This window comes from Marinobacterium profundum, assembly GCF_001528745.1.
Classification (GTDB): domain Bacteria; phylum Pseudomonadota; class Gammaproteobacteria; order Pseudomonadales; family Balneatricaceae; genus Marinobacterium_A; species Marinobacterium_A profundum.
Genome location: NZ_BCNS01000085.1, coordinates 40,334 through 50,556, shown reverse-complemented (window position 1 = coordinate 50,556; position 10,223 = coordinate 40,334). Strand labels below are relative to the sequence as shown.

Genomic DNA, 10,223 nt, shown 5'->3' with positions numbered 1-10,223 from the left:
TGTTCCCTCGTGTTGCGATATTTATCCTTAGGGTTTCGTCGGCAGCGTCAGCTGTGTATAAGAGATAGATGTTATGCCCTGGTACGGAATCAGCGGCTTTTGTCGGGTGCTAATGAGTCTGTGAATTGCATCGTGTGGCGCTCGCTGCTAATTTGTTCTGGTTTAGCTGGTTACGATGGTGAGACGAGATTATGGAGGTTGTGTTGAAGCCTGTGCAGGCTGAGGCATCGGAGGGGTTTGATGGTTTGTGTTGCGCCTTGCTGGCGCGTTACTTTCTTTGCTCGCGCAAATAAAGTAACCAAGGCTTTTTACCTTGAAGAGTGCGCCCCTTCGGTCCAGCGCGCAGTGAAAAGGCTTCTGCGGGCGGCCTTCTTTTGCGCTCTTTACCTTGGTTGCGCTACTTCGGCCGTTCGAAGAAAAGTGAGTCGCCCAAGAGGGCGAAACCGGGAGTGGCAGACAATCATTGTCACAAAAAAGCCCGCAGGCTTAATACCTGCGGGCTTTTCAATAATGTTCAGCTTTCAGCTTTCAGCTTTCAGCTTTCAGCTTTCAGCTTTCAGCTTTCAGCTTTCAGCTTTCGCTGGTGCTGGTTCGGCCAGGTGTTCCTGCAGTTTATCGCTGTACCAGTCGATGAAGTTGATTACGCCGAACTCGTAGGTCTCGGAGTAGGGGCCTGGCTGATACGCCATTGAGTTGATGCCGCGCTGGTTTTCTTCCGCCAGGCGCTTGTCCTGCTCGTTGGTAGCATCCCAGACCTTGCGCAGCTTGGCGACATCGTAATCTACGCCTTCCACTGCATCCTTGTGCACGAACCACTTGGTAGTTACCAGGGTCTGCTGGGCGGAAATCGGCAGCACGCGGAACACTATGACGTGATCGCTCTGCATGTGATTCCAGGAGTTGGGCAGGTGCAGGATGCGCATTGAGCCAAGCTGACGGTTCTTGATGCGTCCCATCAGCTTGTTGCAGCCGGTGGAGCCATCCAGGGTCATGACCTCGGTGCCTTCACGCAGCGGCATGCGTACGATGCGGTTGCGCAGGCCGTGGCTGCGGTGCTCGTGGGGAATACCCTCGGCGTCCCACTCGGCGGACTGGCGCTTGTAGTGGGCGAGGAATTCAGCGTCGGCACGGGGATCGTGGGTATCGTCCCATTCCAGCAGGGTGTTCAGCAGTTCCGGGTGGCTGCCGGCACAGTGGTAGCACTCACGGTTGTTCTCGATCACCAGCTTCCAGTTGGTGTCCTCAACGATATGGGTTTCCGCCGCCAGCTTGGTGTTTTCCATGTCGTAGGGTTCCATGTACTCGTCCAGGGTGGCGAGTAGTGGATCCATGTCATCAGGAGCTTCCTCACCCAGGCAGACGAAAATAAAACCGCCGGCGGTGCGGCAGTGGGCCGGGTTAAGGCCATGCTCGGACTTGTCGAAGGTGGTGCCCATGTCGGAGCCTGCAAACAGCAGGTTGCCTTTCAGGTCGTAGGTCCACTGGTGGTAGGGGCACACCAGGTTGGCGACCTTGCCGCGTTCGGCGCTGCACAGACGTGATCCGCGGTGGCGGCAGGTGTTGTGAAAAGCCCGCACCTGGCCGTCACCATCACGAATGATCAGAACCGGGTTCTGACCCACTTCGAGGGTGAAGTAATCACCTTTTTTCGGCACCTCGCTGGTCATGCCCACGAACAGCCATTCCTTCTGGAAGATCTCTTCCATCTCGATGCGGAACATGTGCGGGTCGTTATACAGCGGGCGCGGCAGCGAGTAGTTGCGTTTGCGGCCCTTGAGCAGGCGGTCCATCTCTACGCGAGCGGTTTCGGCGTTGGCGTAGGTGATGTTAAGAAGGTCGTGCTGGTTCATCTGGTGCTAATCCTCAGTCACCGGCGCAGCCCCCAATGGGCCGTCCTGTGAGAATCTTGTTTAGGTCTGTTCGCTGTCCCGCAAATGGGCCATAAATACAGGCTTCCATGGTGAGCATAGTGCGCCAAGGCAGCCATCACTATTTATCTGTTTGCGACACGTAAACGCTGTCTTTTCGACGTCGGGTTACATGGGGGTGGCAGGAATGGTGTGTTCAGGTAATTTTTTGTCGCAAATAGCTAAACGGCGACACCCGGACGGGATGACAATGGCGCCATAATACTTGCCCCCAAGTCTGCGGACAACACGAGAGAAGCCTCATGAATTATCCCAATGTGAGCATGGTGAATACCGATGCACTTAATCCGGTAACAACCCAGACTTGGGCCAATGGCCGTCATGTAGTGCGTTGCGTCAATGCGATTCGGGAAACCCCGGATGTGCTGACGTTCTGCTTTATGGCCGAACAGCCGGTCATGTTCTTTTTCAAGCCCGGGCAGTTCGTGACCCTGGAGCTGGAAATCAACGGTGAGCAAATTTTCCGCTCCTATACCATTTCCAGTGCGCCTTCGGTGCCTTACAGCTTCTCGATCACCGTCAAACGCGTACCGGGTGGGGTGGTGTCCAACTGGTTGCATGAACACATGGATGTAGGTGTGGAACTGGCGGTGCATGGCCCGGTGGGGCAGTTTAACTGCATCGACTTCCCCAATGAAAAAATGCTGATGCTGTCAGGCGGTGTCGGTATTACGCCGGTGATGTCCATGGCGCGCTGGTTTTTCGACACCAACGCCGATGTGGATATGGTGTTTGTACACAGCGCTCGCACGCCGCGGGATATCATCTTTCAGCGCGAGCTGGAGAACATGGCGGCGCGCATTTCCAACTTCAAGCTGAATTTGGTGTGTGAAAAGCAGGAATCCGGCCAGAGCTGGGGTGGCTATCGTGGCTTCTTCAACCACGCCATGCTGGAAATGATGGCGCCGGACTTTATGGAGCGCGAAATTTTCTGCTGCGGCCCAACGCCCTATATGCGAGCCGTGAAAAACATGCTGGAAAACCTCGGCTTCGATATGAAACGCTACCATGAAGAGTCCTTCGGTGCGACGCCGGTGGACGTCAAGGTCGAGGTGGCCGAATTCGCCGAGCAGGCACTGGAAGATGCCGAGGCCATCATGGCTTCGGACATGCTGCGCGTCGACTTCTCCAGCACCGGCAAGAGTGTCCAGATCGTACCAGGGGAAACCGTGCATGCGGCGGCGGCAAAACTGGGGCTGCATATACCCAAGGCTTGCGGCATGGGTATCTGCGGTACTTGCAAGGTCATGAAGGTGTCGGGGGATGTGGAAATGTCCCACAACGGCGGCATCACCGATGAAGATGTGGCTGAGGGCTATATACTGTCCTGCTGCAGTGTGCCCCAGGGCGATGTGGTGGTGGAATACTGATAACGCGGGTTCTTCTGCGCTGAAAACAACAGGGCCCCCCAGGGGCCCTGTTGTCGTTTGCGGGCAGCTTTTTTTGAGCTGTCGCCTGGGAAACAGCGGCGCGCGGTCGATTCATTTTTCCCCGCGACTCTGCTATTCTCCAGCCCACTTAGGGGAGTAGTCTCCTGGCCCTTGCAGCCCTGCACGCTGCCAGCCAGGATGGTCGTCAACAATCTCCGGGTCCTCATGACCCGTGGCGATCATGTCCGAATTCGGGCTGATGAGACCTGAGATAAATCGAAAGCACCGGGGCCGGCTCTTTTGGTATATCTCTGTGTCCAGCGCCGGCCCCCGACAGTCAAGCCATGAATCATTACTATCAACTATTTACACCCGCTGTGCGCCTGGTCAGTGCGCCTCTTATCGCCTTTGTCGAGCCTTGTGGTCTGGAGACAGGACTATGATGTTGCCGATTATTGCGGTCATTCTGGGTCTGGTGCTACTGGTTTGGAGTGCCGATCGTTTCGTCGATGGCGCTGCTGCAACCGCCGGTCACGCTGGCATGCCGCCGCTGCTGATTGGCATGGTGATTATAGGTTTTGGTACCTCTGCACCGGAAATGGTGGTGTCCGCTCTGGCGGCGATGGACGGTAATCCGGGCCTTGCGCTGGGTAATGCCTACGGCTCCAATATTACCAACATCGCCCTTATTCTGGGTCTGGTGGCGGTGTTCAGCCCGATCGCGGTGCATTCGCAAATTCTGCGCAAGGAGCTGCCAATACTGGCGGTCGTCACTCTGCTCAGCGGCCTGTTGCTGATCAATGGGCAGCTCAATCGCATGGATGCGCTGATTCTGTTGCTGGCCTTTTTTGCCATTATGGGCTGGTCGATTTTTCAGGGCATGCGTCAGCGTGGTGACACCCTGGGAACTGATATGGATGCGGAAATGGACGCCAAGACCATGGCACTCAAACCCGCTATTATCTGGCTGCTCATCGGCCTGGTGCTGCTGATTGTGAGTTCCCGCGTACTGGTGTGGGGGGCGGTGTCCATCGCTCAGACGCTGGGCGTGAGTGATCTGATTATCGGTCTGACCGTGGTGGCTATTGGTACATCCTTGCCCGAATTGGCATCGTCCATCGCTGCCATGCGCAAGGGTGAGCATGACCTGGCGCTGGGCAACGTGATTGGCTCCAACCTGTTCAACACCCTGGCGGTGGTTGGTATTGCTGCGGCGATTCACCCGCTGGAAGTGGAGTCGGTGGTGCTGTATCGCGATTGGGGCCTGACCATGGGGCTGACGCTGGCGCTCTTCCTGATGGGTTACCGCTTTGGCAAAAAGCAGGGGCGTATTAATCGCTATGAAGGTGGAATATTGCTGGCGGCCTATCTGATCTACACCGGTTATCTGGTGTCGACCATAGTGGCGGCGGCCTGAATCTGGCGCAGACGGGCTGATTTTAACTATCAGGTGGTAAAGCGGCAGCTGTTCGGGATTGATCAGGTGCCAGCTTTCCACTTGATATTGCAGCCAACGCTCGGCGTCTGATTCGGATCTATAGGTTCACCGGTGAAAAGTGCATCGCAGGCGCGGCGCAGGTCTTTGCCCGTGACCTCAATGTCGTTGTCGGGGCGGGATGCATCGAACTGGCCGCGATAGACACATTTCAGTTGGCCGTCGAACAGAAACAGGTCCGGAGTGCAGGCGGCGTTATAGGCTCTGGCGATTTCCTGAGTTTCGTCATAGAGGTAGGGAAATGGATACCCCTTGGCCGATGCGCGATCCTGCATTCCTGCAGGCCCGTCTTCGGGCGAGCTCTCAATATCGTTGGCCGAAATGGCCACCACCGCGATGCCGCGGGCCTGATAGTCCCAGGCCAGCTCAATCAGTTCATCTTCAATATGGTGTACATAGGGGCAGTGATTGCAGATAAAGGCGATCAGGATTCCCTGTGCGCCTGTGCAATCCTGCAACGTGCTCAGCTGGCCGCTGCTCACATTCAGCAGGCTGAAATCCGGCGCGGGCGTGCCCAGTGGCATCATGGTGGAGGCGGTGAGGCTCATGCGATCTCCGGCACGTCAGTTATGGCACAGAAACAATAATAGTAGCAGTTGCATTCAAGCCGTGGGTTGCACGCTGGTGCTGACGCATTTGAGGTTCTACCATGCAGCCCTGAATGAGGGACTGATCCATGGGCTTGAGCCGACGCGGTGCATTGATACGTCGGGTTGCAGGGCGAAGCGGCGAGGTGAATAGGAGACGTGAATTTTGCGCGCTGACAAGACGAACACAAAGATGCTCGAGACCCTGGGCGAAGTAAAAGGCGCCGCAGTGCGGCTGCTGGCACGACGCGAGCACAGCCGCATGGAGCTGGAGCAGAAAATAGGCCCACGTGTAGAGCCTGAATTGCTGGCCCAAGCGCTGGATGCGCTGGAGGCAGACGGCTACCTGAGCGATGCCCGGTTTGCCGCGGTCTACCTGCGCAGCAAGGCGGCGCTGGGGTTCGGCCCCATGCGCATCCGTGGCGACATGGGGCGCAAGGGTATCGGGGCTGAGCTCTGGCAGCAAAGCCTGGAAGAGCAAGGGATCGACTGGTTCGAGCAGGCGCGTGATCTGGCGCAACGACGCTTTGGCACTGTGACGCAGGAAGATCGCAAGCACTACGCCAAGTGCATGCGTTATCTGCTGGGGCGTGGCTACAATCTGGATCAGGCCCGCTACGCGCTGCAGCAGGCCGATGACGAATAGCGCGGGCACGGGGCTTTTCGGAAAAAGTTCGTACAATTTTTACTCACGTTATATACTGCTTCGCCATTTTTGCGTGGTATTTTGATCGGGTTTTGAGCCGGAAATACAGCGCCACGTTGATTCCTGTTGAGCAACCAATCATCTGTAGCGGTTCGTGCTAATGAAATACATGAAGAGTGCCGAAATTCGCCAGGCCTTCCTGGATTACTTTAATCAGCAGGGGCATGAAATTGTTCCCACCAGTTCGCTGATTCCCGCTAATGACCCGACCCTGTTGTTCACCAACGCGGGCATGGTGCAGTTCAAGGATGTCTTCCTTGGCAGCGACAAGCGCAGCTATAACCGTGCCACTACTTCACAACGCTGCGTGCGCGCCGGCGGCAAGCACAATGACCTCGATAACGTGGGTTATACCGCGCGTCATCACACCTTCTTCGAAATGCTGGGCAACTTCAGCTTCGGCGACTACTTCAAACGCGAAGCCATAGGTTTTGCCTGGACGTTGCTGACCGAAGTTTTTGGTCTGCCAAAAGAGCGCCTGTGGGTTACCGTGCACCACAGCGATGATGAAGCCGAGCGCATCTGGAAAGACGAGATCGGCATTGATCCCGAGCGTTTTTCCAAGCTGGATGAAGACAACTTCTGGGCTATGGGCGATACCGGGCCCTGCGGTCCCTGCACCGAAATTTTCTTTGATCACGGCCCCGATGTAGCGGGTGGCCCGCCGGGCAGTCCGGATGAAGATGGCGACCGTTACATCGAAATCTGGAACGTGGTCTTCATGCAGTACAACCGTTCTGCCGATGGTGCCATGGTGCCGCTGCCGCGCCCGTCCGTGGATACCGGCATGGGCCTGGAGCGTATCGCTGCGGTACTGCAGGGCGTGCATAGCAACTACGAAATTGACCTGTTCCAGAGCCTGCTCAAGGCCGCTGCCAAGGCGGTGGGCAGTGATGATCTGATGCACAAGTCACTGTGCGTGATTGCCGATCATATCCGTTCCTGTTCTTTCCTGATTACAGATGGCGTCTTGCCCTCCAATGAAGGCAGTGGCTATGTGTTGCGTCGAATCATTCGCCGCGCCGTTCGTCACGGCAACAAGCTGGGCGCCACCGAGCCGTTCTTCCACACCCTGGTGGCGGCGCTGGTGGCCGAGATGGGCGCGGCCTATCCGGAACTGGTGGCACAGCAGGATCAGGTCGAGCGCGTGCTGCTGAAAGAAGAGCAGCAGTTTGCCCGCACCCTGGACAATGGCATGCGTTTGTTGCAACAGGCTATCGATGATCTCGAGGGTACTGTAATTCCGGGCGAAACCCTGTTCCGCCTCTACGACACCTTCGGTTTTCCGGTGGATCTGACCGCCGACGTTGCCCGTGAGTCAGGCCTGAGTGTCGACATGCAGGGTTTTGAAGATGCCATGACACAGCAGCGCGAACGCGCCCGTGCCACAGGCTCCTTCTCGGTAGACTACAACGACAAGCTGGACCTGGATGGCGAAACCGTCTTCAGTGGCTACAGCGCACTGCAGGACAGCTCCAAAGTTGTGGCGCTGTTCCGGGAAGGCGAAGCCGTGCAGCAACTGTCGGCAGGCGAGACCGGCGTTGTGGTACTGGAAAATACATCTTTTTACGCCGAGTCTGGTGGCCAGGCGGGTGATCGCGGCGCACTGCGCTGGGATCGTGGTTTGTTCGATGTGACCGATTGCAGCAAGGAAGGCAAGAATCATCTGCATCAGGGTCAGGTCAGCGAAGGCGTGCTGACGCTGGGCGATACAGTCACCACTGAAGTGGATGCAGCAAACCGTCAGGCGACTGCGCTGAACCACTCAGGCACGCATTTGCTGCACGAAGCCCTGCGCCGGGTGCTTGGGGAACATGTGCAGCAGAAGGGCTCGCTGGTTAATGCCGAGCGCCTGCGCTTTGACTTTGCCCACTTTGAAGCCATGACGCCTGAGCAGCTCAAGACAGTGGAAGACATGGTCAACGACCAGATCCGTGCCAACAGTGGCGTAAATACTGAAATCATGGATATAGACGCGGCCAAGGCCCGTGGTGCCATGGCGCTGTTCGGAGAAAAGTATGATGCTCAGGTACGTGTGCTGAGCATGGGTACTGAAGGCTTCTCCACCGAGCTGTGTGGCGGCACCCATGTGCAGCGTACCGGTGACCTGGGCCTGCTGAAAATCGTGGCCGAAAGCGGCATCGCCTCGGGCGTGCGTCGCATCGAAGCCGTAACCGGTGCCGGAGCTCTGGCCTGGGTCGAGTCGCTGGATGCGACCTGCAGCACCATAGCCAGCCTGACCAAGGGCGGGCGCGACAACCTGACCGACAAGGTTCGCGGTCTGGTGGATCGCAACCGTACGCTGGAAAAGGAGCTGGAACAGCTCAAGGGCAAACTCGCCAGCCTGCAGGGCGGCGAGCTGCTTGACAAGGCAATTGAGATCAAGGGCGTGAAGGTGCTGGTAGAGCAACTGAGCGGCATTGAACCCAAGGCGCTGCGCGATACGCTGGATCAGCTGAAAAACAAACTGGGTAGCGGTGTCGTTGTACTGGCCGTAGCTCAGGACGATAAAGTCAGTCTGGTGGCGGGTGTCACCAAGGATCTGACTGGGCGCGTCAAGGCCGGGGATCTGATTCGTGACCTGTCTGCCAAGGTCGGCGGCAAGGGCGGTGGCCGCCCGGATATGGCCCAGGGTGGGGGTAACGATGTGGCAGCACTGCCGGCGGCTCTGGCCTCGGTAGCGGCATTGCTGGAATCCACGCTTTAAAAGGTAGCAGGCAGAGTGCGAGCAGCATCACCGGCTGATGATCCTCGCGTTCTGTTTTGTAATTACTAGACACTAGGGGCCGCCGTGCTGGCGGTGAAAGGATCAGACAGAAGATGGCTCTATTCGTACAGAAATACGGCGGGACGTCCGTGGGCACTGTAGAACGAATCGAAGCGGTGGCGGACAAGGTAAAGCGCTTTCGCGACGAGGGACATGACCTGGTAGTTGTATTGTCCGCAATGAGTGGCGAGACCAATCGCCTGATTGGGCTGGCCACGGCCATACAGGACGAACCCAGCCCGCGGGAAATGGACGTACTGGTGTCCACCGGTGAGCAGGTGACCATAGCGCTGTTGTGCATGGCGCTGGAGAAACGCGGTGTCAGCGCGCGCTCCTATACCGGTGGTCAGGTGCGCATTCTTACGGACAGTGCCCACACCAAGGCACGCATTCAGGATATCGAAGTCGACGGCATGCGGGCAGACCTGTCTGCCGGTCGAGTGGTGGTGGTAGCTGGCTTCCAGGGTATGGATGCCGCAGGCAACATTACCACCCTGGGGCGTGGCGGTTCGGATACCACCGGTGTGGCTTTGGCAGCAGCCCTCAAGGCCGATGAGTGCCAGATCTATACTGATGTGGATGGCGTCTACACCACCGACCCCAGGGTGGTTGAGGGTGCGACCCGCCTGGACAAGATTACCTTTGAAGAAATGCTGGAAATGGCCAGCCTGGGTTCAAAGATATTGCAGATTCGTTCGGTCGAATTCGCCGGCAAGTACAAAGTGCCGCTGCGAGTGCTATCCAGCTTTGTGGATGGTCCCGGCACCCTGATTACCATAGAGGATGAGGATACAGTGGAAAAACCAGTTATCTCCGGTATCGCTTTCAACCGCGACGAAGCCAAACTGACCGTGATTGGCGTGCCTGATATTCCGGGCGTGGCGTCGCGTATTCTGGGGCCGATCAGTCGCGCCAATATTGAAGTCGACATGATCGTGCAGAACGTGGCCGCCGACAAAACGACCGACTTTACCTTCACTGTGCATCGCAATGACTTCGCCAAAGCTGAGGCTATTTTGCGTCAGGTTTGTGCGGAGCTGGGTGCCCGTGAAGTGGCCGGCAACAACAAGATCGCCAAGGTCTCCATTGTCGGGGTCGGCATGCGCTCACACGCGGGTGTGGCGACAAAAATGTTCGATGCCCTGGCGCAGGACAACATCAACATTCAGATGATCTCGACCTCTGAAATCAAGGTATCTGTGGTCATCGCAGAGAAGTACCTTGAACTGGCCGTGCGCGGACTGCATTCTGCCTTCGAGTTGGACAAGGCAGATACGGTTAGCGAATAGTAGCTGTGTTGAAGTAGGCTATAGTTAATTCGGCCTGTGCTGGACCCGGTTATTGCATCAGTTTACAGGGACTTACTGTAC

The 10,223-nt window shown here is 57.1% G+C and carries 7 protein-coding genes; 5 read left to right on the top strand and 2 right to left on the bottom strand.

Annotated elements, in window-relative coordinates; all coding sequences use genetic code 11:
• Positions 1-563: 563 nt before the first annotated feature.
• Entirely contained in the window at positions 564-1,850 is a 1,287-nt protein-coding gene (gbca, locus tag MPRO_RS05335; protein ID WP_067288395.1) for a glycine betaine monooxygenase oxygenase subunit, read from the bottom strand.
• Between the two features lie 344 nt (positions 1,851-2,194).
• Here gbca and gbcB point away from each other — a divergent pair, with 344 nt between their 5' ends.
• Both gbcB and MPRO_RS05325 read left to right on the top strand, forming a co-directional pair.
• On the top strand, positions 2,195-3,298 hold the full coding sequence (gene gbcB / locus MPRO_RS05330; protein WP_067288417.1) for a glycine betaine monooxygenase reductase subunit: 1,104 nt from the start codon (positions 2,195-2,197) through the stop codon (positions 3,296-3,298).
• 439 nt (positions 3,299-3,737) lie between these two features.
• A complete protein-coding gene (locus tag MPRO_RS05325) occupies positions 3,738-4,715 on the top strand; it encodes a calcium/sodium antiporter (protein WP_067288394.1) in 978 nt (325 codons plus the stop codon).
• Between the two features lie 62 nt (positions 4,716-4,777).
• Here MPRO_RS05325 and MPRO_RS05320 read toward each other — a convergent pair whose 3' ends face one another.
• Positions 4,778-5,341 (bottom strand): thioredoxin family protein, encoded by a 564-nt coding sequence (locus tag MPRO_RS05320; RefSeq protein WP_067288391.1) that lies wholly within the window; start codon positions 5,339-5,341, stop codon positions 4,778-4,780.
• Between the two features lie 232 nt (positions 5,342-5,573).
• Between MPRO_RS05320 and MPRO_RS05315 the strand changes: the two genes are divergently transcribed.
• The 3 genes from MPRO_RS05315 (at position 5,574) to MPRO_RS05305 (ending at position 10,142) form a co-directional block, all read left to right on the top strand.
• Complete coding sequence (locus MPRO_RS05315; RefSeq protein WP_067288388.1) at positions 5,574-6,026, top strand: regulatory protein RecX; 453 nt, start codon at positions 5,574-5,576, stop codon at positions 6,024-6,026.
• A gap of 169 nt (positions 6,027-6,195) precedes the next feature.
• A complete protein-coding gene (alaS, locus tag MPRO_RS05310) occupies positions 6,196-8,793 on the top strand; it encodes an alanine--tRNA ligase (RefSeq protein WP_067288383.1) in 2,598 nt (865 codons plus the stop codon).
• A 113-nt stretch (positions 8,794-8,906) separates the two neighbouring features.
• A complete protein-coding gene (locus MPRO_RS05305; RefSeq protein ID WP_067288380.1) occupies positions 8,907-10,142 on the top strand; it encodes an aspartate kinase in 1,236 nt (411 codons plus the stop codon).
• Positions 10,143-10,223 lie beyond the last annotated feature (81 nt).

Excerpts from the sequence above, each read along its gene's own strand:
- MPRO_RS05320 (WP_067288391.1), bottom strand. The coding sequence starts at position 5,341 with ATGAGCCTCACCGCCTCCACCATGATGCCACTGGGCACGCCCGCGCCG.
- gbca (WP_067288395.1), bottom strand. The coding sequence starts at position 1,850 with ATGAACCAGCACGACCTTCTTAACATCACCTACGCCAACGCCGAAACC.
- MPRO_RS05305 (WP_067288380.1), top strand. The coding sequence starts at position 8,907 with ATGGCTCTATTCGTACAGAAATACGGCGGGACGTCCGTGGGCACTGTA.
- MPRO_RS05325 (WP_067288394.1), top strand. The coding sequence starts at position 3,738 with ATGATGTTGCCGATTATTGCGGTCATTCTGGGTCTGGTGCTACTGGTT.
- alaS (WP_067288383.1), top strand. The coding sequence starts at position 6,196 with ATGAAGAGTGCCGAAATTCGCCAGGCCTTCCTGGATTACTTTAATCAG.
- MPRO_RS05315 (WP_067288388.1), top strand. The coding sequence starts at position 5,574 with ATGCTCGAGACCCTGGGCGAAGTAAAAGGCGCCGCAGTGCGGCTGCTG.